This is a genomic window from Caldicoprobacter guelmensis (genome assembly GCF_016908415.1).
Taxonomy (GTDB): Bacteria; Bacillota; Clostridia; order Caldicoprobacterales; family Caldicoprobacteraceae; genus Caldicoprobacter; species Caldicoprobacter guelmensis.
Window position 1 is genome coordinate 279,529 of record NZ_JAFBDW010000002.1, and the last position, 25,454, is coordinate 304,982.

Sequence of the window (25,454 nt, forward strand, 5' to 3'; positions counted from 1 at the left end):
TGAAGTTTGTAGCTTAAAGGAGGAATTTTTATGCGTTACTCGAGGTTAAAGAGGAGAAAACGAAATCGTTATACTTGGATAGTATTCTTAGGGCTTTTATTGTTTTTGGTGGTATATATAGGATCTGCCAGTGCAGCCGGCAATTTCATAAGCCGACTGATTACGTCTTTTCTGAACAATTTCACCAGCGCTAACTCGGGTAAAGGGGATGCTTCTATTGGAGTGCCTGATACTCAGCTTACTGTTCCTGATAAAGCCGATACCGCTCCGAATGAGAGTTTGGATAAAGGTAATATCCAAAAAGTTACAGAACAGCTTGACATAGTTCCTTTTAATCTGTATACCATCCAACTGGGAGCTTTTTCGAGCAAGGAAAATGCTGAAATGGCTGCCAGTGAACTCAGGGCGAAAGGCGGGGCGGGGTATATTTTAAATGATAAATATTTTCGCCTTTTGGCCATGGGTTATGCTTCTGAGGGTGATGCCCAAAAAGTAAAGCAACAGTTGCAGAAGGAGGGGATAGAAAGCCAGATATACTTGATTTCGGCGTCGGGTGTCAAATTAGAGATAACCGCTGTGGCTGATAAGGTAAACAGCATAAAATCGGCCTTTTCGATATGGATTGATAAAGTTAAGGCGCTGGAGGATATGGTGAAAAAATTAGATACATCAGCGATATCGGTGGAGGACGCCAAGAAAGTTCTGAAAGCAACGGTTGAGGAGTTTAACTCTACCCTCGAGCAGCTCAAAACGTATTTGGTTACCCAGGAAAGCAATCCTATATTGACAGGACTTCAAAACCTTTACCAAAATTGTATCGAAAGCCTTAACGGAATATTAGCCGAAAATGTCGCGGACAGGGTAGCAACTTCGTCAAAAATAAAGTATACTTATATTGATATGGTTTATAGGTACAAGCAATATATAGATAACATAACGAGTGAACAAGGGGGAACTGGCAATTGAAAATAGAAGAAATATGCCGTCTGCTCAATGCCAAGTTGTTGACAGGCCAGGAGTTGTTGGATAGGGAAGTGTTTTCAGCCTGTGCCTCAGACCTGATGAGCGATATATTATCTTATGTAAAAAATCAAACGGTATTGCTTACCGGTCTTACAAATGCCCATGTTATAAAGATGGCTGAGATACTGGAAGTTACTGCTATAGTATTCGTAGGGGGGCGAATGCCGGCTAATGAAGTTGTTGACATGGCTAGAAAGATGGGCGTTGTTGTCCTTGTAACCGAATACACCATGTATGAGGCGTGTGGAAGGCTGTATAGCGCTGGATTACCAGGGTGTACGAGGGAGTTGTAGATGGGGGGAAATAACCGTTCGATTGAACAGGTGTTTTATATCAAGGCCGGGGATTTTGCTTCGGCAGGTGAGGCTTCTAGTCAAATAAAGAAAACGCTGAAGCAATTGGGTGTTGATTCGGGTGTTGTACGTCGGGCTACCATAGCGGCCTATGAAGCTGAAATGAACCTGATAATACACTCTATAGGTGGGGAGCTGAAGCTTAAGGTAACCCCTGAGACTATCATTATAACGGCCGAGGATAAAGGGCCTGGCATCCCAGACATAGATTTGGCCATGCAGGAGGGATACTCTACAGCTCCTGAGATAGCAAGGGAGCTGGGGTTTGGTGCAGGAATGGGCCTTCCCAACATTAAACGCAATGCTGACCGTTTGAACATTCAATCCAAAGTGGGAGAGGGAACGCTGGTGGAGATATATTTTGACATAAAAGCAAGGTGAGGGAATTGAAGGAATATTACCATTCTGTTACTTTGAGAAAGGACAAGTGTAGGGGATGTACCAATTGCATAAAGAGGTGCCCTACTGAGGCCATAAGGGTGAGGGATGGCAAAGCCAGGATAATTGCGGAGAGGTGTATAGACTGCGGAGAATGCATAAGGGTGTGCCCTTATCATGCAAAGGTAGCGGTTACTGACTCTTTATCTTCTATCGAGAAGTTTAGATATCGCATAGCGCTGCCGGCCCCCACCCTGTATGGCCAGTTTAAAAATGTAGACGACATAAAGGTAATTCTTGCAGGACTTAAGAAGCTGGGTTTTGACTACGTGTATGAGGTAGCAAGGGGAGCAGATTATGTGACCGCTTTTGTCAGGGAAGCGCTTAAGGATCCAAATCGCAAAAGGCCTCTCATATCCTCAGCCTGCCCGGCCATTGTCAGGCTTATTCAGGTGCGTTTTCCTGAGCTGATAGATAATATAGTGGATGTTGATTCGCCCATGGAAATTGCTGCACAGCTTGCCAGGACCGAATTTTGTGAAAAGCACGGCGTAAAGCCTCAAGAGGTGGGGGTATTTTTCATCACGCCCTGCGCGGCTAAGATGACCAGCATACGGAATCCGGTGGGCAGGAAGGAATCTTCGGTGGATGGGGCAATTTCCATCCAGGAGATATACGGCCCACTCTACAACCAGATGAACAACCTGAAAGAGGAAGACGTTGTGCAGATGGCGTCGCCCTTTGGAGTGGGATGGGCCAATTCTGGGGGAGCGTGCCTCTCACTTGGGATTGATAGTTACCTGGCGGTTGACGGTATACAGAACGTCATACGGGTGCTTGAAGAGATAGAGGATGAGAAGCTGACTGACCTGGAATATTTTGAAGGGTTGGCCTGTCCCGGTGGATGTGTAGGTGGTCCGCTTACCGTTGAGAACGGATTTGTAGCAAAAAACCGTATAAGGAAGCTGTCTGAAAAGGCAAAGGGTAACCCGGTTTCAGAAAAAGAATTGCAAGAAGTTGCGCAAAAGATACAATGGCGGCTTGATGAAAAGATACCTCCTAAACCTGTGATGAAGTTGGATGATGATATAGTTGAAGCCATGAGAAAGATGGAAATGATAGAGGAAATATACAACAGTTTGCCAGGGCTTGACTGTGGTTCCTGTGGTTCACCCAGCTGTCGAACCTTGGCTGAAGATATAGTGAGGGGTTTTGCTTCTGAGTTGGATTGTGTGTTTAAATTGAGGGAAAAGGTAAAACAGCTGGCACAGGAAATGATAGAGCTTTCTGAAAAAATCCCAGGAGGCAAAAAGGAAAACGAAAGGCAGGAGTGAAGTTGGATGAAAGTATCGCAAATGGTCGAGGCTTTATGCCTTAAGGTATTGGCAGGAGAAAAATTTTTGGAACGAGAGGTATCAAGCGGTTATTGCTGTGACCTTTTGAGCAGGGTGATGGCAAAAGGGGAAAAAGGAATGGCGTGGATTACCGTGCAGACGCACATGAATGTAGTGGCTGTGGCTGCATTAATTGAGATGGCTTGTGTAATAATCCCCGAAGGCATAGAGGTGGAACGCAAGGTCTTGGACAAGGCAGAAGAAGAAGGGGTAATAGTGCTTTCGTCTAATTTAACGGCTTTTGAGCTGGTGGGAAAATTGTATCAAATGGGCATTGTGCCTGTGCGCAACGATGCGAGCTGAAGCAAAGGTAAGATGTGGCTTTTGATCCGCCTTTGTCTCTTAAGACAAACTTTTATTTTTTTGAGGGGAAACTATGATGAAAATAGCGGTGGACCTTCATATACACTCGGCGCTGTCCCCTTGTGCCGATGATGACATGACCCCAAACAACATCGTTAACATGGCTATTTTAAAGGGGCTTGATGTGATAGCCGTAACTGACCACAACAGCTGTGACAACGTTAAGGCCGTCATGAATGTTGCTGACGGCCGTATTTTGGTATTGCCGGGTATGGAGGTTCAGACAAAAGAAGAGGTTCATTTGCTGTGCTATTTTGAAAATTTACAGAATCTGCTTGATTTTGACGCGTATATACGTAATTTTATGCCTTGGATACCAAATGTACCAGAGATTTTTGGGAATCAGTATATAATGGATGAAAAGGATCAAATCATAGGCCAGAGAGAGGATTTGTTGCTTTCATCTGTTGAATTATCGGTTGAACAGGTAGTATATCAGGTTTTGCAAAGAAAAGGGATTGTTGTGCCAGCTCATGTCGACCGCACTTCCTACAGCATCATTTCTCAGCTCGGTTTTATCCCTACAAACTTGCCCTTTAAGGTTTTAGAATTTTCGAAGTTTGACACGAATTACACAATGTATTTTCGAGAATACAAGCGAGTTTATTCATCGGATGCTCATCAATTGGGCCAAATACTTGAAAGAAGAATGTTAATAGACGTATATAATGTATCATTAGCTGCTGTTATACAGTGGTTTAAAGATTTATCTGTTGTTTAACAGAATTAAAACAAAAAATTTTACAACAAAATTCGTTAAAATAATAGCAAATACTCTTGATTGTAACGCGATTATATGAGATAATAACTCTTGTTGAGTAGTGTTTGTAATTTGTCTGATACGGTTTAATTTTTTAATGTGTAGTCGTAGAGACATTCGTAGTATATTGGTAGCTGGTAGATGAGATATGTATTTTTGATTCAAGTCGGCGATTTATTCAATAAAGTAACAGGGGAGGGAAGTATGACCATGGCGGTATCTGTTTTGACAGAGGATAAGGAAAAGTTTGAAGAATTTAAGAAGGTGATTGAGGAGTATAAAGGCAAGGAAGGACCGCTTATGCCTATACTCCAAAAGGCCCAGGAGATATTTGGTTGCCTGTCGTTGGATGTACAAAACTATATAGCGGAGGAACTGAATATTCCAATAACTGACATTTACGGCGTGGCCACCTTTTATGCCCAGTTCACTCTAAAGCCCAAGGGAAAGTACAAGATCGGAGTTTGTCTGGGGACGGCTTGCTATGTAAAGGGTTCGCAAAAGGTGCTGGACAAGCTGCAGGAAATCCTAAATATTAAGGTGGGGGATACCACCGACGATGGCAAGTTTACGCTTGAAGCTACGCGCTGCCTTGGAGCGTGCGGCCTGGCTCCGGTCATGATGATAAATGACCATGTATACGGTAGGCTCAAGCCGGAGGACGTGGAAGGGATAATTGCAAGATATAAGGATGAATAGTGGATGGAGGACATATCGCTTTATATTTTAGACTTGGTACAAAATTCCGTTGCCGCGGGAGCTACCCTTATTGAAATATCGATAACAGAGGATATACAGAATGACAGGCTCATACTGAGTATAAAGGACAACGGTCGGGGAATGGACTCTCAAACGGTTAAAAGGGTTACTGATCCTTTCTATACGACGCGGACCACCCGAAGGGTGGGTTTGGGGTTGTCGCTTGTAGAGGCAGCTGCCCAGGCCTGCAATGGTGGGGTTTATATCTTCTCACAGCCAGGAAAAGGTACCGAGGTGAGGGTGGAGTTTGAATATCATCATATTGACCGTCCACCTTTAGGCAGCATGGAGCAGACTCTAGTGACGTTGGTTGCTTGCAATCCAACGATAGACTTTGTATATACCCACACCACTCCGGTAGGGAGGGTGTATTTTGATTCACGAGAGGTCCGGCAGAAGCTAGGAGAGTTGCCGATAAATCATCCCGAAGTGATTGAGTGGATTAAGGAGTATATAAAGGAAGGCATTGATGAAATAAGCGGAGGTGGAGGAGCATGAAAACTTTAAAGGAATTAGAGGAAATCAGACAGCGGGCCTTGGAGTCCGTTAATTTAAGAAAAGAAAGGAACGGTACCAGAGTAGTTGTTGGAATGGGGACGTGCGGTATTGCAGCTGGCGCAAGGCCAGTGCTTTTGGCATTTTTAGAAGAGGTAAAAAAGCGAAATCTTCAAGATGTTATAGTGACTCAAACCGGTTGTATAGGGGTATGCCGTCTGGAACCCATGGCAGAGGTCTACAGGCCCGGTGAAGAGAAGGTCACCTATGTGAAGCTTACCCCTGAAAAGGTGAGGCGGATTGTAGCAGAGCATATTGTAAACGGTAGGCCGGTTACCGAGTTCACCATAGGTGCGGCTGATCAGCAATGATGTGTTTGGGAGGAGGTAGATAACATGGAACTGTATCGCGCTCATGTATTGGTATGTGGGGGGACAGGGTGCACATCATCAGGTTCTCCAGCTATTATAGATAAATTTAACGAAGAGCTTGAAAAACACAACATAAAGAACGAGGTGAAAGTGGTAAGGACAGGGTGTTTTGGTCTGTGCGAAGTCGGCCCTGTAGTGATAGTTTATCCCGAGGGCGCTTTTTATAGCCGCGTCAAAGCAGAAGATGTGCCCGAAATAGTCGAGGAGCACCTGGTTAAAGGTAGGATTGTAAAGCGACTTTTGTATCACGACAGCATAGCACAAGACCAGACCATCAAATCGCTTGACGAGGTTGGATTCTATAAAAAGCAGATGAGGATAGCTCTAAGGAATTGCGGTATTATAGACCCTGAGAATATAGAAGAGTATATTGCCATGGATGGGTATAAGGCTCTGGCTAAGGTGCTCACCGAGATGACGCCTGAACAGGTGATAGAGGTTGTTAAGGCGTCTGGCTTGAGGGGTAGAGGAGGTGCAGGGTTCCCAACAGGACTTAAATGGGAATTCACAAGGAAGGCGCCGGGGGATAAGAAGTATGTCTGCTGCAACGCTGACGAAGGAGACCCTGGTGCTTTTATGGATCGAAGCATCCTTGAGGGTGACCCACATAGCGTCATTGAGGCCATGGCCATTGCAGGATACGCTGTGGGTGCTGACCAGGGTTATATTTACGTGCGTGCAGAGTATCCGATAGCTGTTAAGCGATTGACTATAGCCATAGCACAGGCCAGGGAATATGGATTGCTGGGGAAAGACATATTTGGAACCGGATTTAACTTTGATATAGAGTTACGCCTTGGAGCGGGTGCGTTTGTGTGCGGTGAGGAGACCGCTCTCATGGCTTCTATCGAGGGCAAGAGGGGTGAGCCCAGGCCCAGGCCACCATTCCCGGCCATCAAAGGGGTATTCTCCAAGCCCACCCTTCTCAACAACGTTGAGACCTATGCGAACATTCCGCCTATAATCCTTAAAGGGCCTGAGTGGTTTAGCTCTATTGGTACCGAGAGGAGCAAGGGGACCAAAGTATTCGCCCTGGGCGGGAAGATCAATAATACCGGCTTGGTGGAGGTACCAATGGGTACAACCCTCCGTGAAATCGTATACGACATCGGTGGTGGGATCCCGGGCGGCAAGAAGTTTAAAGCTGCTCAAACGGGCGGTCCGTCTGGTGGTTGTATACCCGCCCAACATCTGGATACCCCTATCGATTACGAATCTCTCATACAAATTGGGTCTATGATGGGGTCGGGTGGCCTTATCATAATGGACGAGGATACCTGTATGGTGGATATTGCCAGGTTCTTCCTTGACTTTACGGTGAGCGAGTCATGTGGCAAGTGTCCGCCCTGCCGCATAGGGACTAAGAGAATGTTGGAAATACTGGACAGGATAGTCAGCGGTAAGGGACAGGAAGGGGATATAGAAAAGCTAGAGCTTCTTGCGAAGAACATTAAAGCCGCTGCCTTGTGCGGTTTGGGACAAACGGCGCCTAATCCGGTGCTCAGCACCATACGCTATTTCAGAGACGAGTACGAAGCTCATATAAAGGAGAAGAGATGCCCTGCTGGCGTTTGCCAGGCGCTGTTGCGCTATGTCATTATTGCTGAGCTGTGTAAGGGTTGTGGGCTGTGTGCTAGGAATTGTCCAGTGGGTGCTATATCCGGTGAGCGCAAGAAGCCTTATAGCATAGATGCCGATAAGTGTATTAAGTGCGGCGTATGCATTGAGAAATGTCCGTTTAATGCCATCAAAAAGCAGTAGACGCATCTTTGAAGGGAAAGGAAGTGAGAGACATGAGAATGGTCAAAGTTACTATAGACGGTATTCAGGTTGAGGTTCCAGAGGGGAGCACAGTTCTGGAAGCTGCTCGCCTTGCAAATATAGATATACCAACGTTGTGTTATTTGAAGGGGATCAACGAAATTGGGGCTTGCAGGATGTGCGTTGTAGAAGTGAAGGGTGCTAGGGCCCTGCAGGCTGCCTGTGTATATCCGGTTTCGGATGGAATGGAGATAAAAACTAATACGCCTGCTGTACGTGAAGCCAGAAAGGTGAACCTGGAGCTCATTTTATCCAATCATGACCGGAATTGTTTAACTTGCGTGCGTAACCAAAATTGTGAGCTTCAGGAGCTGGCGCAAAAGCTGGGCGTAAATGAGATACGTTTTGAGGGAGAGCGCATCAATTATCCGCTTGATGACTTTTCGCCTTCAATAGTGCGCGACCCCAACAAGTGTATCTTGTGCCGTCGCTGCGTATCGGTGTGCCGAAACGTGCAGGGCATAGGCGTAATCGGCGTGAGCGAGCGAGGTTTTGATACAATCGTTTCGCCGGTATTTGGTATGAGCCTCAAGGATGTGCCTTGTATATACTGTGGCCAGTGCATTGAAGCCTGTCCCGTAGGGGCCCTCAAAGAAAAGGACGACACCGAAAAAGTATGGAATGCTATCAACAACCCTGACCTGTTTGTGGTGGTACAGACAGCTCCGGCGGTACGCGTGGCTCTGGGAGAAGAGTTTGGCATGGAGATGGGCACCATCGTAAAAGGTAAAATGGTAGCTGCTCTAAAGCGGCTGGGCTTTGATAAGGTGTTTGATACCGATTTTGGAGCCGATTTGACTATAATGGAAGAGGGAACCGAGCTTCTTAATAGGCTTAAGAGCGGAGGAAAACTCCCGCTGATCACCTCATGCAGCCCAGGATGGGTTAAGTACTGTGAACACTATTTCCCAGAGTTTCTGGATAACCTCTCCACATGTAAATCGCCTCATGAAATGGTGGGTGCCCTGATTAAGTCCTATTATGCAGAAAAGAATGGCATTGACCCGTCGAAGATATTCGTGGTGTCGATAATGCCGTGTACCGCTAAGAAGTTTGAGGCCCAGCGTCCCGAGCTTAGTGCGACAGGTTATCCCGATGTCGATGTTGTGCTAACCACCAGAGAGCTGGCGCGGATGATCAAACAGGCAGGCATAGATTTTGTAAACCTTCCTGATGAGGAGTATGACCCCTTCTTTGGCGATTCTACTGGTGCCGGCGTCATATTTGGAGCAACCGGTGGCGTGATGGAGGCAGCTTTAAGGACGGTGGCTGAGATTGTCACTGGTAAGCCATTGGACAACATCGAAATAACTGAAGTACGAGGACTGGAAGGAGTAAAGGAAGCCGAGATTTCTCTGGGAGACATGACGATAAGGGCGGCGGTGGCCCATGGTACTGCCAACGCAAAAGCGCTTCTTGAAAAAGTAAAATCTGGAGAGAAGGAATACCACTTTATAGAGATAATGGCCTGCCCTGGTGGATGCGTCAACGGAGGCGGTCAGCCAATAGTCAAGGCCAAAGAGAGGATGGATGTAGATCCAAGGCAGGTAAGGGCATCTGCCATATATCAGGAAGATAGAAATCTGCCGCTTAGGAAGTCCCATGAGAATCCCTCGGTAAAGAGGCTGTATGAGGAGTATTTGGGATATCCCAATAGCCATAAAGCTCATGAACTGTTGCATACCCATTATATACCCAGGAAAAAGTATTTGTGATGTTAAACTGAGTTGATGAAGCGACAAGATGGGCCTTGACCGGGTAAGGTACCGGGAAAGGCTCATTTTTTATTTTTATGAGTTTTCTTGAGCAGTGCTATAAATTGTATAGTGAAAGGTAAAGCTAGTTTCCGTTGCTTTGAGGCAGTATAGAAACGTATGTACGGCGTGAGGGCTAAGGGATAACCATATCTTTAATACTCGAAATTAATAATTAAAATACAAATTTAAAATACTTAACAAATCGATGCAATTATATTAAAAAATTAAACAAACATATTAAAAATATTAAATCAAGCATTGACATTTTTAATCTTTAAAGATATAATGGGAATCAGAAGAGAGAAAATTTGACTTACTTATAGGAGGAGTGGCAATTGCAGCACAATATCATAACGATATGTGCGGTGTGTGGCACCAAGCTAGAAGTGACGGAATTGCATTGCTGTAGGTGCGATACCACATATAAAGGGCATTTTAAGCTAGATAAATTCAGTTACTTAACGCCGGAACAGAAATATTTCATTGAGGTATTTCTAAAATGTAGGGGTAACATAAAAGAAGTGGAAAAGGAACTCAATATTTCATACCCAACTGTTCGTAGCAAACTTGATGATGTTATTTGTAGTCTGGGCTACGATGTTGGTGGCAATGAAAAAAAGCAGACCAACAAAAGAGAGGTTTTGGAGCTACTGAGCCAAGGGGTGATTACCTACGAAGAGGCAATAAAGATGATGAAAGAGAACAGTAAATAAATTAATGAAAGGATGGGATGGGCATGATGAAAGAAGAAATAAGAAAGATTTTAAAGATGGTAGAGGAGAAGAAGATTACTGCAGAGGAGGCCGAAAAACTTATTGATATGATTGAGCCAGAAAACACAGGTCTAACACAGTATGATTCAAGCTCAAATGGAAATTACGAGAAATTTTTGAGGGTTAAAGTGGTTGAAAACGGGGCTAATAAAGTGAATGTAAATATTCCGCTCTCATTAATTGAGGTGGGGTTAAAACTGGGGACACAGGTTGGGGCACAATTTGAGCCCAAATTGGAAGCTTTGAAGAATATTGATTTTAACGAGATTATACAGTCTATTAAAAATGGAGCACAAGGAAAGCTTGTCGAAATAGAAGATGATGAGACTTATGTAAGCGTTGTAGTTGAATGACGTCTGAATTGAGAAAAGTTTATTTGAGGATGATAGAAAATGGTTGACATTGAGATTTTAGATAGACTGGATAAAGGACAAATTGATTTTAATGAAGCCTTTACTTTGATGAAAAGGAATCGGGAAGCTGTAAATACTGCTAAGGGACATTTTTTAAAGATCAACATTAAGGATGGAGAACGATGTTTCCCTATAGTGATACCGTTGTTTTTGCTCAAATCAGGTTTTTCATTGAGCAAAGCAGTAATTAGACTTATTCCAAAGGATAAACGAAATGATAAATTGGAAGAGGTATGCAGGATTTTAGACAAAATAGAAGGAAGAGATATAAAGAGATTGGTTGATGCTTTGAGACGGTGTAGATCATATCCTTTGGTTCGAGTAGAAGATGGTAATACTTTTGTGGATATAAGTGTTATATAATTTCCTCATCAAAACGTCGTGTTTTGGAAAGATATATTATTTTTGAGAGATTAAAAAGCCTTTTTAAAGGCTTTTTATTTTTTACAAGCTATATAGGATGAAACAAAAAACCAAGAATATTACAGATTGGCTACTTAACAAATTGCATACACTACACTACAAATGTAGAATATAGGTAAGCATTCTACATTTGTGGGGTGGTTTTATGAAGAAAATTCCTAGCATTGGCAAAGCCGAATGGCAGGTAATGAACGTTTTGTGGGAAAAGGGGGAGGCCACTTTTTCTGAAATAAGATTAGCACTTAAAGAGCATAGCTGGTCTCAGACCACCATTCACACCATGCTCACCAGGCTTATCAAAAAAGGAGTAGTAGCAATAAAGGAAGGCATATCGCCGTATGTATTCTATCCGCTTGTGTCCAGGGAAGAATGTAGAAAGCATGAAACTTTTTCATTTCTTAAGAGGGTGTATAATGGCTCCGTAAAACTTTTTCTGGCAAATTTTGTTAATGATGTAGAGCTCAGCGATAGGGAAATTGATGAACTCCTTAAGGTGCTTGAAAAGTGTAAGGCCACTCAATACCCAGGTGAAGGAGAGAATGACAATGCTTGAAGCGTTTTTCCAAACGGTTCTTTACATGTCCTTTTCAGGTGGCGTTCTGGCGCTTGTTGTACTCTGCTTGAAAGCTGTATTCCGTAACGGGATTCCTGCCTTTATTTGGTTGATGTTGTGGTTGCTGGTTGCTGTAAGGCTTTTATTGCCTGTTAAAATTGAAAGCAACCTAAGTTTATTTAATCTGGATTTGCTGCAAAAGGTTGAGGCTTTTATTACCGATAGCGGGTTTGAAGAGGGAAGTAGAAGCAACCGATACGATATATCTCGTTACCCAGATGCGGAAGGATTTCCCAGACTGGAATGGTACAAGAGAAGTGTTGGTCAGGGCGGGTGGGCGGTATCCCGGGATAAACATAAGGTGCATCCTTGAGATAAAATGCACACAAACCAGCGATGAGGAGTATGAGGTGGTATTGACAAAAACCTGGGATATAGAGATAAATGGGCAACGACCCGTAAGTTACTGGAAATACAGGGTTATCGGCGAACGCGTGCAGCTTGAGGAGTCTCAGAATAATGACAGACTGGTATTGCTTGTAAGATGAATTCCAAAAGACAAAAGTGCTCTTTCTGGCCAGGTTCAAGCTTTATCGTTGCCAGAAAGAGCACTTGTTTTTATAAATAACTTTTTACCAAATATTAACAATCATGTAGTGGGTTACTTTTAATGTTTACTGTTTTTTGCGTCCCAAAGCTCTTCCGTTGCTGGTATTGTTGCTGTTTTTGGAATTGTTGCTTTTTACCATATTCTGAATATTTCCCGCTTTTTGAATGCTATTGTTGCCCTGTGTATTATTTGTATCCTCATTTTCGTCTTTTATTTTACCGTTTTGGCTGTTTTGAGCGTTATTACTCTTATCAACGTTTTCTTCTTTAACTTCACGGACAGGCTGTTGGGCGTTTAATTCCTCATTTTCATTATTTTCCTTCCTGTTGGCATTTTCATCAACGGGCTGTTCTTGGTCGATTTCATCTACCTCATCGTTTTCCTTGTTTTCCTCTTGGTTATCCTGATTGTTTTGGTTGCGGACTCTGTTCTTTACAGCTGCTTTCTTTTGCGTTATTGCATCGTTTAGCTGTTCTTTAGCTTGGAGTTGAACAGCTTGCTTCTCTTCAACCAGCTTCTGTGCTTCCGCAATTTTTTCTTGGTCTCCGGTTTTCATGGCTTTTTTGAGCTGTACCTCTGCTTTTTTAAGTTCCTGCTTGGCGGTGTTGTATCTATGCCTTGCTTCTACCATCTTGGCTACGGCTTCCTTTTTTGCTGTCTGCATTTCTATTACTTTTTCTATTCTCTTCCTAGCCTGTTCTGGCAACTTATCCTTTATAGCGCTTAAAACTCTTATGCTGTTTTCCTGTCTCAGCCTCAGCCTTACTTCTATGGTGTTTGGTTCATCGTTTTCATTACTTGTGGAACCGTCATCAGAAATGTCCGTGTTGCTGTTACTTTCTTCGGCTGGAGTTTGTTGGCTATCCGGATTTTCTAATCCCTCTTCTGGAGAGCTTTGTTCTGGTTCGTTGCTTTCTGTGTTTTGTTCGGTATCAGTATTTTGTACATCCTGTGGTTCATTTTGACCTACCTCTTTATTTCCATTTTCTAGATTTTCTTGTGCTACCTTTTCTACTATTTCGTATGCCTGCTGCATTTTTTGGTTGTATTCGTCTACAAGTTCCAGTGCTTTTTCTTGATCGCCTTTTTCAAGCATGACCTCGCTTTCGCCAAGCCTTTCTTCAGCCACGTCGGTAAGTGCGGTTACCTTGTTTTCGTCTCCCAAAGTGAGAAAAACTTTCAGGTTGTCTAACGCAACGTCCACAGGATAAAGGATGCTATCGGGTGTTATGCCGGCTTTATCGGCATAAGAAATGACTTCGTCTTCCAGCGCAAAACCAGGCACTGCCAGGCTCAGCATGAATATAAATCCTGCTGCCAAAGCCAAACATTTCCTCATTTGAAAACCCTCCCGTTTTTTTATAGTTTATTTTTGCCTTTCGCCCATATATACGAATGCTGTATAATGTTTTTAGGGGGTATATCCATCAAAAACAGAAAAGTTAATGACCCCAAGAAAAACGGAAGGTATATCGTATAAATAATTAGGGGGGAAAGTAAGCTTGAACAAGGATCCAATAGATGGCTCCCGCAATGAGTTTATAGAGAAAAATAGAGGATTTATATATAAGATGGCCTGCAGCGTATGCAAAAGGAAATTGGATTTTGATAACGACGATGAATTGTCAATAGCGATGATTGCCTTTAACAATGCATGTGACAGCTATGATGAGAAGTATGGAAACTTTTTTTCATATGCTGCAGTGGTGATACGCAATGCCCTTATTGACTATTTTAGAAAGTCTAAAAATTCTCCTGTAGCCGTGTTTTCGGATGATGACCAACTGGATTACATAGATTACAGGGCGTCCATGAGGGATTACGAGTTAAAGTTAGAGAGTGAGTTCAGAAGGCAGGAGATCAAAGAATTGTCCGAAGAGCTTAATGCATACGGCATTGACTTTGAATTGCTGGTTTCCTGCTCTCCAAAGCATAAGGATACCAGAGATGCTCTTTTAAATATAGCACTGTATTGCGTAAGGGATACTGAGCTTCTTGACAGGATAAGGTCTAAAAAAGCGTTACCTATAAAAGAGCTGATGGGAAAGCTTGGTATAAACAGAAAGATGCTAGAGAGGTGGAGAAAATACATAATTGCCCTGGTTATCATTCTTGCGGGGGATTATCCATATATCAAATCCTATTTAAATATCAAGGTAGGTGAAAATGAGTGAAATATGAGGGTGTTGTACTCGAGGTGAAAGGCACAACGACGGTTATAATGACTCCAAGTGGGCAATTTGTAAAAGTGAGGGTTAAAGGGCGTTCTCCTGAGGTAGGTGAGTTATATTGTGGAGAAGCGCTGGGGGCCAGTAAAACATTTATCAGATATGTAGCCTTGGCGGCAGCTATTATGTTGGTACTGCTCTCACTTTCTGTATTAAGGCTTTATTATACGGCTTATGCCTCGGTTGTGGTGGATATAAACCCTTCCATAGAGCTCGTGGTCAACCGGTGGGAGAGGATAATAAAGGCTGTACCGCTAAATGAGGATGGCGGTAAAGTCCTTTCGGGAATCAAGTTGATCAACCTCTCTCTAAATACAGGACTAAAGAGGATTGTTGATGAGTCGATAAAACAGGAGTTCATAAGTTTTGATCGCATGGTGGATGGTGGCATAAGAGTAAATATTTACTATATCAGCAATGGAAAGGAAATTGAGTTGTCGGCTTTTGAGAGGTATCTTACCAGAGCAAACTTAAGATATGAGATAAAACAGCAATATTCTGATAAGTACCACCACGAAGTGAATACCCGTGAGGCAGGTGCTGCAAGTGAAAGCATTAAGGATGATGCTGGAAATCGTAAAGGCGACATTGATGGTAAGATAGACAATGGTACTAAGCACAATGATGCGTATGATGGAAACCAGGGAAGAAAAGGTCACAAGGAGGATACAAAGAAACAAGGTGATACGGGAAGAAATACAGAGAAAGGGAATACCAGTCAACAGGAGGATAAAAACTCAAACGACGACGATGCCGCTGGTAAGGGAAAAAGTGACAACAAAGGTGATATCGACAACATGAACAAAAAAGAAAATGACATCAACAAAACTGGTGCAAATGACAGTCTAAACAATAGAGAAAACAAGGTCAGCGGCCAACAGGGCCAGATTTATGGTAATGGTGGAAAATTCCCTATCCCTATAGGAGGTAAAAATGAAAATACGGTGGGTAATGAAGAGGCCGACGAATCCAACGTGACTAAAACGAAAGAACTAAACAGAGAGGCCCAGGGAGGCAAGGCAAACCCCACCAATTAATCTGGTAAAGAGGAAAGTATAAATCTTGCTAAAATCAGTGATGTTAAAGGTGCCTTAAATAAAGGGAAAAACAAGGTTTAGGGTATTTAAATAAAGGGATGGTTGTGGTACACTTAAAGTGTACCTTGTTTTATGCTATTTAGTGTGGTTGAATTTCCAAAAATTGGGAGGCTTTTGGATGGAAGGCAAGATGGATACGCAGGATAAGATCATAGCCACAGCTATAGATATGGTCGGACGTCAGATCAACCTGGATTTTACTGTGAGGGAGATAGCCGAAAAGGCCAATGTAAATTTGGCATCGGTTAACTATTACTTTCGTTCAAAATATAACCTCCTCAATGAGGTTGAAAAGTATTTTGTTCGCCAAAGCCATCATATATATGAGGAGGTGGCCCGCTTAAATGCCGGTCCCAAGGAAAAGATAAAATTTTGGGCCATGAAGACTATGGAACACATCATGGAATACCCGGGTATTATATATCTTATAGTTACCAAGCTGCTCCACAACAGAGGCAAAAATGCAGGGATTGTGGACTTGATAGATACATTGGAACACAATATTATGCCGCTCGTTAAGGAGTTGACGGGAGTTGTTGATGACTTTACAGCTTCGGTAAAGCTGATGCAGCTATTCTCAGGCGTTGTAGCACCTGTACTTTTTTACTACGGAGCCGGGCGCACGTTTAATATAGACATGCGAAGCAGTAAGGACAGAGAAGCGTACGTTGAGTCGCTGATCGAAAGCATACTATAGGTCTGTATCAGGCAGTCGATCTCATTTGTTTGCTAAGTTAGGATAATTTTTGGTAAGTGTAGAGTATTTACCAAATATCAAACCCCTGATGAACAAAAGGCCAACATCGGTAAGCGTGGCTTCGGCGTGCAAAGCAGGTGTTTGTCGGCAATTGTTGAATAAAAGAGCTGTTTTTTTGCCTTGACAAATGCTTTTTTAAGCGCTATATTTAAACGTGTATATTAAACAATTGTTTAATATAGGCGTTTGTCAGATACTTTTTTTGATCTGTATGACGAGGTGAGATGTTATCATGGCTGCTTTTAGCAGGTTTGTAGTGAAGCACAGGAAAGCAGTACTTGTGTTGTTTTTAATTCTCTTAATTCCTTCCGTTTTGGGCATATTATTAACGCGAGAGAATTACGATATATTATTGTATATGCCCGGGTATTTGAATTCACGGCAGGGAGAAGAGATTCTAGAAAAAAATTTTAACCTTTCAGGGCAGGCTTTCCTGGTGGTTAAGGACAGGAAAATGTGGGAAATTAAGGATATGAAATCCCGCATTGAGGCTGTAGATGGGGTGAAAGATGTAATATGGGTTGACGACTTTGAGGATATAACGTTGCCGGTTGAGTTTATGAACCCTGATATCCGAAAAAATTTCTTTTCTGGCAGCTCTACCATTTTGCAGATTCAGTTTGTTGACAGTGCCAGGTCTGAGTCTACAATGCGGGCTATAAATAAGATAAGAAAAATCATAGATAGGGATATGCTGTTTGGTGGCGAAGCGGTTATCATGAATGACCTTAAGGCCATAACTTCAAAGGAAATGGTATATTACATGGTCATTGCTGTAATATCTATATACCTAATACTCTCGGCTTCCATGACCTCATTTATAGAACCGCTACTTTTTCTCGTCTCAATAGGAATTGCCATTCTGCTGAATATGGGTACCAACGCTATAAAAGGCGAAATATCCTTTATAACGGCCTCTATAGCTGCCGTTATGCAGTTAGGCGTATCCATGGATTATTCCATCTTCCTGCTACATAGGTTTGAAGAGGAAAGGCAAAAGCATGCCAGTATAGACGATGCAATGGTTGCGGCCATGTCAAGGACAGGAGTGCCGGTGATGGGCAGTGCCCTTACCACCATTGCAGGGTTTGTGGCGCTGATGTTTATGAAGAACGGCATAGGCCGCGACTTGGGGTTTGTTTTGGCCAAAGGAATAATATTCAGCCTTTTGATGAATATCACTGTTCTTCCTTGTCTGATCCTGATGTTTAGCAAATATGCAGACAGGCACAGGCATCGGCCTATCATCCCCACCTTCAAACGGGTTTCTCGATGGATTGTTAGGTTCAGATGGGTTTTCCTTGTCATAATAATAGTCCTGGCTGTGCCTTCATTTCTAGCACAGCGAAATCTCCAGTATTACTACAGCATAGAACATTATTTGCCCGAGAACTCACGGGCTGCGGTAGATACCGACAAGATTAGGGAAAGCTTTATGAATACCGAAGTTGTATATGTCGTGATTCCCGATGAAGGCTCAATAGAGGAAAAGGAATTGATAAATAGGATCGAGGCTATAGATGCGGTGGATTCGGTAGCTGCTTTATCACGACAGGTTGATGTGACCATACCTGAAAGCTTTATTCCCGCTGATATAAGGGGAAAATATGTAAAAGGAAATTACAGGTATTTTGAGGTGCGCCTTAAGACTCCTTCGGATGACTTGCGGACGTTTGAAGCGGTTGACTGTATAAGGGAAGCCGCTGGAGAGGTGTTTGACGAATATTATGTAACTGGGTCTCCGGCGCTGACAAGGGATCTGGCCGGTCTGGTGGAGGCAGATAACAGGATGGTCTCCATAATATCCATAGGCCTGATATTGGCCATCATAGGTTTCAGCTATATGTCGCTTTCTCTTCCGTTTTTGCTCGTGCTGGTGATTGAAATGGCCATATGGATAAACTTAAGCATAGCGTATTTTCAGGGGATTACCGTTTCATCCTTGACTCCAATAGTTATAGGAGCCATTCAGCTAGGAGCCACAGTGGACTATGCCATTTTGTTTACCAGCCGTTACAAGGAAAACCGTGAAAGGATGAAGGATAGGCTAGAGGCCATAAGGCAAACGATAGAAGATACCGGACGTTCTGTACTGACTAGCGCTTTGACCATGATAGCTGCTACGCTGGGCATTGCATTGATTGCCAGCATAAAGGCAACGGGAGAGCTGACCATGATGATTGGAAGGGGTGCGGCTATAAGCATGGCGGTGATCTTCCTCGGGCTGCCTTCTGTATTTTTGATATTTGACAGGCTGATCGGTTGGACCACAAAAAACTGGGTAAGAGCTGAAAAAGCAAATAAATATGCAAAGAAGGGGTGAGAGATTATGAATGTTAAAAAGATGATAAAGAAGGTACTATCGAGAGCACTGCTGTTTTCGGTTGTACTTTGCTTCGTATTGATGCCAATGAGTACGACCTATGCTTATAAAGGTTTAAAAGTAGCATTGGCTCAACCATCTGACAACAACGCGAATGATGGTTCGGGCTTTGTTGCCAAAGATGAGACCGTCTACGTGATTCTTGACCATGACGGTAAGGTGCTGGAGCAAAGGGTTGTCAACCGAATTTATGTGAAAGGAGAGATAAAAGAGATACGGGATTATGGCCAGTATAGTTCTGTCAGAAATATGGAAACTTCAGCTGAACCGAGGGTTCAAGATGAGCAGATAGTATGGGATGCTCAGTTGCTGAAAAAAGGCGACATATATTATGAGGGTATAACCGATAAGGAACTGCCCATTGAAGTGTCGATAAAGTATTTCTTGGACGGCAAGGAGGTTGAGGCGCAGAGCCTGGCCGGCAAGAGCGGCAATTTAAGGATTGAGATAGGGATTAAAAACAAGCTTAAGGTAACCCAGCCCATAACCTATGAGAGCTATGAAAAGGGCCGCATATCTAAAGAGTATGAGCATTATGTACCTTTTCTAGTACAGGTATCTTACCCTGTTGACCTCAACATATTTTCTGATGTAAAAGCCGACGAGGCAGTAAAGGTTGTAACCGGCAAGACCATGAACTTGAGCTTTGCCACCTTTCCGTATCCCGATGCCAAAGTGAGCTTTGAGATGACGGGCCGCAACATAGAGCTTAAGCCCTTTACGTTCACGGTTATTCCGCAAGTGCCGCCTCTGCCGGATGTCGATATGGAAGATGAGCTAGTAAAAATGCTGGACGGCGTACGAAAGATTCGCGATGGATTGAATCAGTTTGGCGCTGCTACGCAGCCTCTGGCGAGCGGCGGCAAGCAGATGGCTGAGGGCAAACAGGTGCTTGAGCGAGGGATTTCTGCTCTTGTTGCAGGAAGCAAAAAATTAGATGAAAGCTCCAATGAGTTGGTAGCAGGTTTTGATGCCAGCATTCAAGGTTTTAATGAGTTAAAGGATGGGGTGACAAAGCTGGTCGAGGGCCTTAATGGAGTGGCTGCCGGGATGAATAGATTGGCCGGTTCTGCGGGGGAAGTGTCTTCTGCTGTAAATTCTCTGGCGCAGGCTGCCAGCCAGCTACAGGGTGCTGCCAGTGGTTGGGCACAGAACATGGCGCCTGCACTTATGCAGCTTGTAAATATAAACGAGGAAATGTTGACTATAGCCCAAAAACTGGTGCAGGAGCAGCCTAAAGATTCTGATTTGTATAAGCTGGGACAGATGGTCATTGAGCAAAACAGGATTATAGAGAGTATGGGTGGCCCGGAAGGCATTATAAATAGTGGTGCGCAGCTTTTAGGGGCAATAAATGGGTTGAAAGAAGGGGTAGATAAATTAAAAGAAGGGTTGGACAGCCAGTTCATTCCAGGAATTCAGGCCGTAAACGATTCAATTACCAGTTTGGTATCTGGTGCTGAGGCTACCCTTGATGGTATGGAAGAATACCAAAAAGGTCAAACGGTTTACAGGCAAGGGCTTGTGGAATATGTCCAGGGAGTGAGAAGCATTAATAATGGTTTGAATGCATTGAGTGGCAATTTAACCAGAGTGTTGACAGGAATGGATTCTTTGCTCAATGCTTTGGAGAAGATGGATGATGGCTTAAGTGCGATGGATTTGCAGGGCCTTTCCGAAATGGAGGAGGGAATTATACAGGCTATTGATGACATGCGCTTTGCCAAGGCATTGAAGCAGCGAATGGAGGAGCTGGCTGACGGCTACAGGTCGTTTATGGATAACGAGAGAAATAAAAACAGCAGCGTTCAGTTTATCATGAGGACCAAGGAAATAGTGTATGAAAAGGGCAGGGGAGAAGTGCAGAACATTCAGAGTGCCCAGCCCAGGATGGATGTGTGGAAGAGGTTACTTCACCTGCTGGGCTTATAGAAAATTTTTAAGTTTTTGTCGAACAAATTTTATAGGGTATACACCTCCGATGAGTCATGGTTCGAAATTTCCGATAGTTAAAGTGAGGCCTTGACAACATGTGATGAGTTATGATAAATTTTACCTGAAATTGAAACCATGAAGGTTTCAGAGAGTCATATCAAAAATTTTGTTTAAATTGAGCCCATGAAGGGAAAACCCATGAAGGGTTATAAAGACGTTGGGTCTTGCCTTTTATGGGTTATTTTATTTTTTAAAAGGAGTTGGTGCTATGCATATGGCTGATGCCTTGATTTCACCGGCCGTTGGTGGAACCATGCTGGCAGCTACTGTTGGAATCGCGGCTTATTCTGTTAAAAAGGTTCAAAATGATATGGATGAAAGCAAAATTCCTCTGATGGGGGTTATGGGTGCGTTTGTTTTTGCAGCACAGATGATCAATTTCTCGATACCCGGCACCGGTTCCAGCGGACATCTTGGCGGAGGAATGCTGCTGGCAATACTTCTGGGACCTTATGCGGGATTCCTTACAATGGCATCGATTTTGCTGATACAGGCTCTGTTCTTTGGTGATGGTGGATTGCTAGCTTATGGCTGTAATGTTTTTAATCTCGGCTTTTATACCTGCTTTGTAGCTTATCCTCTTATTTACAAAAAGCTTGTACGCAAAGGCGTCAGTCCAAGGAGTATTTTTGTTGGCTCTATGGTTTCTTCGGTAGTTGGCTTGCAGCTTGGTGCTTTCAGCGTTATGGTTCAGACACTTTTATCAGGGAAGACTGAACTGCCTTTTGTCCAATTCTTGTTGCTTATGCAGCCTATACACCTTGTCATTGGGGTGATTGAAGGGCTGGCCACTGCAGCAATAGTTGCCTTTATATGGAGAGCTAGACCCGAAATATTGGAAAGAGCAGCTATTGGTGAGACTCTAAGTGACGTGTCCATTAAGAAGGTCCTGACAGGGTTTGCGGTTGCGGCTGTTATAGTAGGCGGCTTGCTTTCCTGGTTTACCTCCACCAATCCTGATGGTTTGGAGTGGTCTATTGAAAGAGTAGCGGGTATAGCTGAACTGGAAACTCCCGATGGTATTCATAAGATATTTTCTGAGATTCAAAGCAAGACTGCGTTTTTGCCTGACTATGGTTTTAAAACAGATCAAGATGATGTTCAAGGACAACCGGCTGTGGAGGATGAAGAATCCTGGCCTTCAGTTGATGCCGGAACAAGCGTTTCGGGTGTGGTAGGAGGAGCTATGACGCTTGTATTGGCCGCATTTATGGGATGGATTATAAACATCTTAAAGAAAAAGAGGGGCAAAGCCGTTGCTTAACAGGGCTGCTGTTTAATATTTTACCTTTGGGAATGGTTTGTATGTCGAATATTATAAATTCGTTATATAACATAAGGTTGCTGGATGACCTGGCTAGAAAAAAGACATTCATACATAGCGTTCATCCGCTGATAAAACTGCTTACCACCATTGTTTATGTGGCTGTGCTTGCATCGTTTGAAAGGCATGAGGTTAGCGCTCTTTTGCCTTTTGCCTTTTATCCTGTATTCATTCTTTCTTTTGCCGAGATACCGGTGGTTCCGATTCTGAAAAGGGTATTGCTTGTTGAGCCTTTGATTATAGGGATTGGAATATTAAATCCGTTATTTGACAATTATATAGTTATGTTTGGTGACATTGCTGTTTCAAGGGGATGGCTTACTTTTTTGTCCATTTTTATAAAATGCAGCTTAGCGGTGACGGTCAGCATTTTATTAGTAGCAACCACGGGGATGGACAGACTGGCCATTGCACTGCGGATGCTTAAAATTCCTAGAATTCTTGTCCTGCAGCTTTTATTGACCTACCGATATATATGGCTACTGATTGAAGAGGCTTTAAGGATGATGCAGGCGTATTCCCTGAGGGCGCCAGGCCGAAAAGGGGTAAAGATAAATGATTTAGGTTCTTTTTTAGGCCAGATGTTGCTTAGGGCTTTTGACAGGGCACAGCGGATATATCAAGCAATGAGCTTAAGAGGCTTTACGGGTGAGTATAATGCCGGTGATGTACCTAAGATAAAGTTTAGGGATTTCGTATACTTTGCGGCATGGAGCCTGTTCTTTATTATTGCTAGGATCTACAATATCGCCGTATTAATAGGAGCGTTGTTTACAGGAGTGGGTAGATAGATGAGCCATCATAAACTTGAAGCTAGAAGTTTGTATTTTTCATATCCGGATGGACACGAGGCCGTGAAAAACGTGTCTTTTACGATTTATCAGGGAGAATCTGTAGGGTTAATTGGTGCCAATGGGGCTGGAAAGTCCACGCTATTGATGCTGCTTGTGGGTCTTCTGTTTCCTAGGCAAGGAGAAGTGCTTGTTGGAGACGTTAGGTTGACAAGAAAGACGTTATCCGCTATACGCCAGAGATTAGGGTTCGTTTTTCAGGATCCTAATGATCAGCTGTTTATGACCACTGTTTATGATGATGTGGCCTTTGGGCCGCGAAATTACGGGCTTGATGAGGACGAAGTAAAGATTAGAGCAGAAAAAGCGTTGGAAATGGTGGGGATACCTCACCTGAAGGATAGGGCGCCCTTTAGATTATCAGGTGGAGAAAAACGGGTAGCTGCAATTGCATCCGTTTTGTCCATGCAACCCGATATATTGATAATGGATGAGCCAACTTCTGCTCTTGACCCTAAATCAAGACGGAGGGTAATAACTTTACTAAAAAACTTTGAACATACAAAGATAATTGCCAGCCATGATTTGGATATGGTGCTTGAGACCTGCAGAAGGGTGATTGTGTTAAATGAAGGTGAAATAGCGGCGGATGGAATGGCGGAGGAGATTTTGTTCAACAAAGAATTGCTGGAGAGCTGTGGGCTGGAAATACCTCTTTCTCTTCAAAATTGTCCTGTATGTGGAGCTTTTAAATATAAATCGATCTAAAAATTTTGATTTTGGTTTCAAACTTCGCGTATAAGAAAGGAGCTGTGAACATTAAAAAATCCACATTAATATTTGTTTGCTTTGGTGGGCTATAATACTTCTAGAGATTAATTTTAAAATTAATCTCTAAATAAACTTGTAAGGTTGTTGTGAGGTGGTGTTATGGAAAAAATAGTTGGGATAAAAACGATACGGCCCAAACTGGGGGAATATCTTAAGAGAGCAGAAGAAGGGGAAGTTTTAGTAATATCATCTCGTTCAGAGCCTAAAGGAGTTATACTGGGTTATTCTGCATATAAAGAACTGAAGGCACTGGCACAGAAAGCCAAACAACTGGAAATTGCTCAAATTCTGAATAATTTCAGAAATAAAGCTGAAGAAGCCGGATTGTCTGAAGATGATGTACAGAAAGAAATAGAGGAAGTGCGGCGATGAGAGCAGTAATTGATACAAATGTCTTAATTTCTGGATTCATAAGCAACAAAGGTTTTTCTGTCAAAGTAATTGATTTGTGGGTTACCGGTCAGTTTGAACCTGTAGTATGCAAAGAAATCATAGAAGAGTACAGTGCTGTTTTGATAAGAGGCAAATTTTCTGTTTTAGGGAGTATCGAAGAAAGACTAGACGCATTAACCAAACTTTTATGTTTGGAACATGTAGTTTTTATAGAACCGCAGCAGGACTTCGATGTCATTAAAGATGACCCGAAGGATAATCTCTTTCTGGCATGTGCTTTGGAAGGGAACTGCAAATTTATTTTATCTGGTGATCGGCATCTATTGGACCTAAAAGAATATACCGGCATAAAAATTGTAGACGCCAAGGAATTTCTAAGTCTAATATAAACGTTCTAACGTAAGGAAGCAGGACAGTTTTCAGTTATGTTCTGCTTTTTCTTTTTGGGTGATAAACAAAGCAATCTTGTTTTAAGCAAATCTTCCTCGGTTATTTCACGGTTAATCAGCTTAATTAAATTGTGTCACCGTTTAGGCCTCCTAGACAAGTTCCTGGTGTGCACCACTATGAAACTAACCCCGGCCAACAAGCCTAGATTGACTGGGGAAAATATACCTACATTGCTAAAGGAAGCTGGCCAGGTGCGTAAACTTTATATCTTCGTCATGATGTTGGGGGACTCTAGAGCCCATATATATGGAATTTACAAACCGCTGCAATATCCATACTTTCATTTGCTGCCTCATTCACGGATTTGAATATTTTGGTGGAGTAACTGATATAGTGTTTGCAGACAGGATGAAAACTGTAATACTTGTTGATGGGAACAACAGGCCTATTAACAAAAAAGTTCTATTGGAAATTAGATGCGACATTTCTGAAGGGAGATGTAGACAACCTATAGATGAGCAAAAATGCTTCCAGTAAATTTCCGTTATAGCAAGAAAAAGAAACTGAACTGGAGAAGAAAGCCAGGCTGGGAAAAGATTGCGCAGTGCTTGCCGTCAGGAGCGAATATGAAAAAAGTAAACGCACTGCTTGAGCTGAAATTTACAGAATATCTGAAATCACAGCTGCAGGGCGAGAAAGAGGTATAGTAGATACTGAGAGCTTCCCGGACTGTCCATAAGGCCTTATTAAATAGCCGATTGTTGTTCCCAGAAATACCACGGCTTTAGGCTTCGGTGACTGGTGTCTTAACAACAGAAGGTCAGTCACTACTTCTCTTCACAAGAGACACCTGACATACCCTCTCGGGGTACAGGAGAACAACCTCTTCAACAGAAATACTTCTGAAACGCACTAAAACGGCTTTATTTTCGTTGTTTATGATGTACCGGCAAAAATAT

General features: G+C 43.0%; 28 protein-coding genes and 1 pseudogene. 28 read left to right on the forward strand and 1 reads right to left on the reverse strand.

Annotated elements, in window-relative coordinates; genetic code table 11:
• Positions 1–30 precede the first annotated feature (30 nt).
• The 16 genes from JOD02_RS03870 to JOD02_RS03945 all read left to right on the forward strand — a co-directional run bounded on the left by JOD02_RS03870 (position 31) and on the right by JOD02_RS03945 (position 12,244).
• On the forward strand, positions 31–966 hold the full coding sequence (locus JOD02_RS03870; RefSeq protein WP_204487073.1) for an SPOR domain-containing protein: 936 nt from the start codon (positions 31–33) through the stop codon (positions 964–966).
• Complete coding sequence (locus JOD02_RS03875) at positions 963–1,316, forward strand: DRTGG domain-containing protein (RefSeq protein ID WP_204487075.1); 354 nt, start codon at positions 963–965, stop codon at positions 1,314–1,316. The genes JOD02_RS03870 and JOD02_RS03875 overlap by 4 nt, the downstream gene beginning before the upstream one ends.
• A complete protein-coding gene (locus JOD02_RS03880; protein WP_204487078.1) occupies positions 1,317–1,757 on the forward strand; it encodes an ATP-binding protein in 441 nt (146 codons plus the stop codon).
• A 5-nt stretch (positions 1,758–1,762) separates the two neighbouring features.
• Positions 1,763–3,088: a [Fe-Fe] hydrogenase large subunit C-terminal domain-containing protein gene (locus tag JOD02_RS03885; RefSeq protein ID WP_204487080.1), complete on the forward strand. Its 1,326-nt coding sequence runs from the start codon at positions 1,763–1,765 to the stop codon at positions 3,086–3,088.
• A gap of 6 nt (positions 3,089–3,094) precedes the next feature.
• Positions 3,095–3,451 (forward strand): DRTGG domain-containing protein, encoded by a 357-nt coding sequence (locus JOD02_RS03890; RefSeq protein WP_204487083.1) that lies wholly within the window; start codon positions 3,095–3,097, stop codon positions 3,449–3,451.
• A gap of 76 nt (positions 3,452–3,527) precedes the next feature.
• On the forward strand, positions 3,528–4,232 hold the full coding sequence (locus JOD02_RS03895) for a PHP domain-containing protein (protein ID WP_204487086.1): 705 nt from the start codon (positions 3,528–3,530) through the stop codon (positions 4,230–4,232).
• A gap of 249 nt (positions 4,233–4,481) precedes the next feature.
• Positions 4,482–4,970 (forward strand): NADH-quinone oxidoreductase subunit NuoE, encoded by a 489-nt coding sequence (gene nuoE, locus JOD02_RS03900; RefSeq protein ID WP_204487369.1) that lies wholly within the window; start codon positions 4,482–4,484, stop codon positions 4,968–4,970.
• Between the two features lie 3 nt (positions 4,971–4,973).
• On the forward strand, positions 4,974–5,528 hold the full coding sequence (locus JOD02_RS03905; RefSeq protein WP_204487088.1) for an ATP-binding protein: 555 nt from the start codon (positions 4,974–4,976) through the stop codon (positions 5,526–5,528).
• Complete coding sequence (locus tag JOD02_RS03910) at positions 5,525–5,896, forward strand: (2Fe-2S) ferredoxin domain-containing protein (RefSeq protein ID WP_204487091.1); 372 nt, start codon at positions 5,525–5,527, stop codon at positions 5,894–5,896. The genes JOD02_RS03905 and JOD02_RS03910 overlap by 4 nt, the downstream gene beginning before the upstream one ends.
• A gap of 24 nt (positions 5,897–5,920) precedes the next feature.
• Positions 5,921–7,717 carry an NADH-quinone oxidoreductase subunit NuoF gene (gene nuoF, locus JOD02_RS03915; RefSeq protein ID WP_204487094.1) on the forward strand — a complete coding sequence of 599 codons (1,797 nt, stop codon included), beginning with the start codon at positions 5,921–5,923 and terminating at the stop codon, positions 7,715–7,717.
• Between the two features lie 32 nt (positions 7,718–7,749).
• Positions 7,750–9,492, forward strand: a complete 1,743-nt coding sequence (locus JOD02_RS03920) for an NADH-dependent [FeFe] hydrogenase, group A6 (protein ID WP_204487101.1) — start codon at positions 7,750–7,752, stop codon at positions 9,490–9,492.
• 377 nt (positions 9,493–9,869) lie between these two features.
• Positions 9,870–10,247, forward strand: coding sequence for a DUF2089 domain-containing protein (locus JOD02_RS03925; protein ID WP_204487103.1), 378 nt, complete (start codon positions 9,870–9,872; stop codon positions 10,245–10,247).
• Between the two features lie 23 nt (positions 10,248–10,270).
• Positions 10,271–10,660, forward strand: a complete 390-nt coding sequence (locus JOD02_RS03930; protein ID WP_204487105.1) for an SHOCT-like domain-containing protein — start codon at positions 10,271–10,273, stop codon at positions 10,658–10,660.
• Positions 10,661–10,699: 39 nt separating this feature from the next.
• Positions 10,700–11,083, forward strand: coding sequence for a hypothetical protein (locus tag JOD02_RS03935; protein WP_204487107.1), 384 nt, complete (start codon positions 10,700–10,702; stop codon positions 11,081–11,083).
• 205 nt (positions 11,084–11,288) lie between these two features.
• Positions 11,289–11,696 carry a BlaI/MecI/CopY family transcriptional regulator gene (locus JOD02_RS03940; RefSeq protein WP_204487109.1) on the forward strand — a complete coding sequence of 136 codons (408 nt, stop codon included), beginning with the start codon at positions 11,289–11,291 and terminating at the stop codon, positions 11,694–11,696.
• A 230-nt stretch (positions 11,697–11,926) separates the two neighbouring features.
• Entirely contained in the window at positions 11,927–12,244 is a 318-nt protein-coding gene (locus tag JOD02_RS03945; protein ID WP_204487114.1) for a hypothetical protein, read from the forward strand.
• Positions 12,245–12,370: 126 nt separating this feature from the next.
• On the opposite strand, the gene JOD02_RS03950 is transcribed toward JOD02_RS03945, so the two are convergent.
• Complete coding sequence (locus JOD02_RS03950; protein ID WP_204487115.1) at positions 12,371–13,645, reverse strand: DUF5667 domain-containing protein; 1,275 nt, start codon at positions 13,643–13,645, stop codon at positions 12,371–12,373.
• Positions 13,646–13,808: 163 nt separating this feature from the next.
• On the opposite strand from JOD02_RS03950, the gene sigI reads away from it, so the two are divergent.
• From sigI to JOD02_RS04010, 12 genes and pseudogenes are all read left to right on the forward strand, one after another.
• Positions 13,809–14,480 (forward strand): RNA polymerase sigma-I factor, encoded by a 672-nt coding sequence (sigI, locus tag JOD02_RS03955; protein ID WP_243426318.1) that lies wholly within the window; start codon positions 13,809–13,811, stop codon positions 14,478–14,480.
• Entirely contained in the window at positions 14,477–15,571 is a 1,095-nt protein-coding gene (locus tag JOD02_RS03960) for an anti-sigma-I factor RsgI family protein (RefSeq protein WP_204487116.1), read from the forward strand. The genes sigI and JOD02_RS03960 overlap by 4 nt, the downstream gene beginning before the upstream one ends.
• Before the next feature lie 178 nt (positions 15,572–15,749).
• The gene (locus JOD02_RS03965; protein ID WP_204487117.1) at positions 15,750–16,328 is read left to right on the forward strand and encodes a TetR/AcrR family transcriptional regulator; all 579 of its coding nucleotides are present in this window, start codon (positions 15,750–15,752) and stop codon (positions 16,326–16,328) included.
• A 292-nt stretch (positions 16,329–16,620) separates the two neighbouring features.
• A complete protein-coding gene (locus tag JOD02_RS03970; protein WP_204487118.1) occupies positions 16,621–18,711 on the forward strand; it encodes an efflux RND transporter permease subunit in 2,091 nt (696 codons plus the stop codon).
• A gap of 6 nt (positions 18,712–18,717) precedes the next feature.
• Positions 18,718–20,703 (forward strand): hypothetical protein, encoded by a 1,986-nt coding sequence (locus JOD02_RS03975; RefSeq protein ID WP_204487119.1) that lies wholly within the window; start codon positions 18,718–18,720, stop codon positions 20,701–20,703.
• 271 nt (positions 20,704–20,974) lie between these two features.
• A complete protein-coding gene (locus tag JOD02_RS03980) occupies positions 20,975–22,030 on the forward strand; it encodes an energy-coupling factor ABC transporter permease (protein WP_204487121.1) in 1,056 nt (351 codons plus the stop codon).
• Positions 22,031–22,071: 41 nt separating this feature from the next.
• On the forward strand, positions 22,072–22,881 hold the full coding sequence (cbiQ, locus tag JOD02_RS03985; RefSeq protein WP_204487123.1) for a cobalt ECF transporter T component CbiQ: 810 nt from the start codon (positions 22,072–22,074) through the stop codon (positions 22,879–22,881).
• On the forward strand, positions 22,882–23,649 hold the full coding sequence (locus tag JOD02_RS03990; RefSeq protein WP_204487125.1) for an energy-coupling factor ABC transporter ATP-binding protein: 768 nt from the start codon (positions 22,882–22,884) through the stop codon (positions 23,647–23,649).
• A 162-nt stretch (positions 23,650–23,811) separates the two neighbouring features.
• Complete coding sequence (locus tag JOD02_RS03995) at positions 23,812–24,084, forward strand: type II toxin-antitoxin system prevent-host-death family antitoxin (protein WP_204487127.1); 273 nt, start codon at positions 23,812–23,814, stop codon at positions 24,082–24,084.
• Complete coding sequence (locus JOD02_RS04000) at positions 24,081–24,494, forward strand: putative toxin-antitoxin system toxin component, PIN family (RefSeq protein ID WP_204487129.1); 414 nt, start codon at positions 24,081–24,083, stop codon at positions 24,492–24,494. The genes JOD02_RS03995 and JOD02_RS04000 overlap by 4 nt, the downstream gene beginning before the upstream one ends.
• A 131-nt stretch (positions 24,495–24,625) precedes the next feature.
• Positions 24,626–24,939, forward strand: a pseudogene (locus JOD02_RS04005) (IS21 family transposase); the annotation flags it as partial.
• An 80-nt stretch (positions 24,940–25,019) separates the two neighbouring features.
• Positions 25,020–25,202 (forward strand): hypothetical protein, encoded by a 183-nt coding sequence (locus JOD02_RS04010; RefSeq protein ID WP_204487143.1) that lies wholly within the window; start codon positions 25,020–25,022, stop codon positions 25,200–25,202.
• Positions 25,203–25,454 lie beyond the last annotated feature (252 nt).

What these genes read in the sequence shown, in the direction of transcription:
- JOD02_RS03940 (WP_204487109.1), top strand. Translation starts at nt 11,289, where the DNA reads ATGAAGAAAATTCCTAGCATTGGCAAAGCCGAATGGCAGGTAATGAAC.
- JOD02_RS04000 (WP_204487129.1), top strand. Translation starts at nt 24,081, where the DNA reads ATGAGAGCAGTAATTGATACAAATGTCTTAATTTCTGGATTCATAAGC.
- nuoF (WP_204487094.1), top strand. Translation starts at nt 5,921, where the DNA reads ATGGAACTGTATCGCGCTCATGTATTGGTATGTGGGGGGACAGGGTGC.
- nuoE (WP_204487369.1), top strand. Translation starts at nt 4,482, where the DNA reads ATGGCGGTATCTGTTTTGACAGAGGATAAGGAAAAGTTTGAAGAATTT.
- JOD02_RS03950 (WP_204487115.1), bottom strand. Translation starts at nt 13,645, where the DNA reads ATGAGGAAATGTTTGGCTTTGGCAGCAGGATTTATATTCATGCTGAGC.
- JOD02_RS03990 (WP_204487125.1), top strand. Translation starts at nt 22,882, where the DNA reads ATGAGCCATCATAAACTTGAAGCTAGAAGTTTGTATTTTTCATATCCG.
- cbiQ (WP_204487123.1), top strand. Translation starts at nt 22,072, where the DNA reads ATGTCGAATATTATAAATTCGTTATATAACATAAGGTTGCTGGATGAC.
- JOD02_RS03965 (WP_204487117.1), top strand. Translation starts at nt 15,750, where the DNA reads ATGGAAGGCAAGATGGATACGCAGGATAAGATCATAGCCACAGCTATA.
- JOD02_RS03890 (WP_204487083.1), top strand. Translation starts at nt 3,095, where the DNA reads ATGAAAGTATCGCAAATGGTCGAGGCTTTATGCCTTAAGGTATTGGCA.
- JOD02_RS03895 (WP_204487086.1), top strand. Translation starts at nt 3,528, where the DNA reads ATGAAAATAGCGGTGGACCTTCATATACACTCGGCGCTGTCCCCTTGT.
- JOD02_RS04010 (WP_204487143.1), top strand. Translation starts at nt 25,020, where the DNA reads ATGCTTCCAGTAAATTTCCGTTATAGCAAGAAAAAGAAACTGAACTGG.
- JOD02_RS03920 (WP_204487101.1), top strand. Translation starts at nt 7,750, where the DNA reads ATGAGAATGGTCAAAGTTACTATAGACGGTATTCAGGTTGAGGTTCCA.
- JOD02_RS03870 (WP_204487073.1), top strand. Translation starts at nt 31, where the DNA reads ATGCGTTACTCGAGGTTAAAGAGGAGAAAACGAAATCGTTATACTTGG.
- JOD02_RS03980 (WP_204487121.1), top strand. Translation starts at nt 20,975, where the DNA reads ATGCATATGGCTGATGCCTTGATTTCACCGGCCGTTGGTGGAACCATG.
- JOD02_RS03930 (WP_204487105.1), top strand. Translation starts at nt 10,271, where the DNA reads ATGATGAAAGAAGAAATAAGAAAGATTTTAAAGATGGTAGAGGAGAAG.
- JOD02_RS03995 (WP_204487127.1), top strand. Translation starts at nt 23,812, where the DNA reads ATGGAAAAAATAGTTGGGATAAAAACGATACGGCCCAAACTGGGGGAA.
- JOD02_RS03975 (WP_204487119.1), top strand. Translation starts at nt 18,718, where the DNA reads ATGAATGTTAAAAAGATGATAAAGAAGGTACTATCGAGAGCACTGCTG.
- JOD02_RS03935 (WP_204487107.1), top strand. Translation starts at nt 10,700, where the DNA reads ATGGTTGACATTGAGATTTTAGATAGACTGGATAAAGGACAAATTGAT.
- JOD02_RS03880 (WP_204487078.1), top strand. Translation starts at nt 1,317, where the DNA reads ATGGGGGGAAATAACCGTTCGATTGAACAGGTGTTTTATATCAAGGCC.
- JOD02_RS03970 (WP_204487118.1), top strand. Translation starts at nt 16,621, where the DNA reads ATGGCTGCTTTTAGCAGGTTTGTAGTGAAGCACAGGAAAGCAGTACTT.
- JOD02_RS03910 (WP_204487091.1), top strand. Translation starts at nt 5,525, where the DNA reads ATGAAAACTTTAAAGGAATTAGAGGAAATCAGACAGCGGGCCTTGGAG.
- JOD02_RS03905 (WP_204487088.1), top strand. Translation starts at nt 4,974, where the DNA reads ATGGAGGACATATCGCTTTATATTTTAGACTTGGTACAAAATTCCGTT.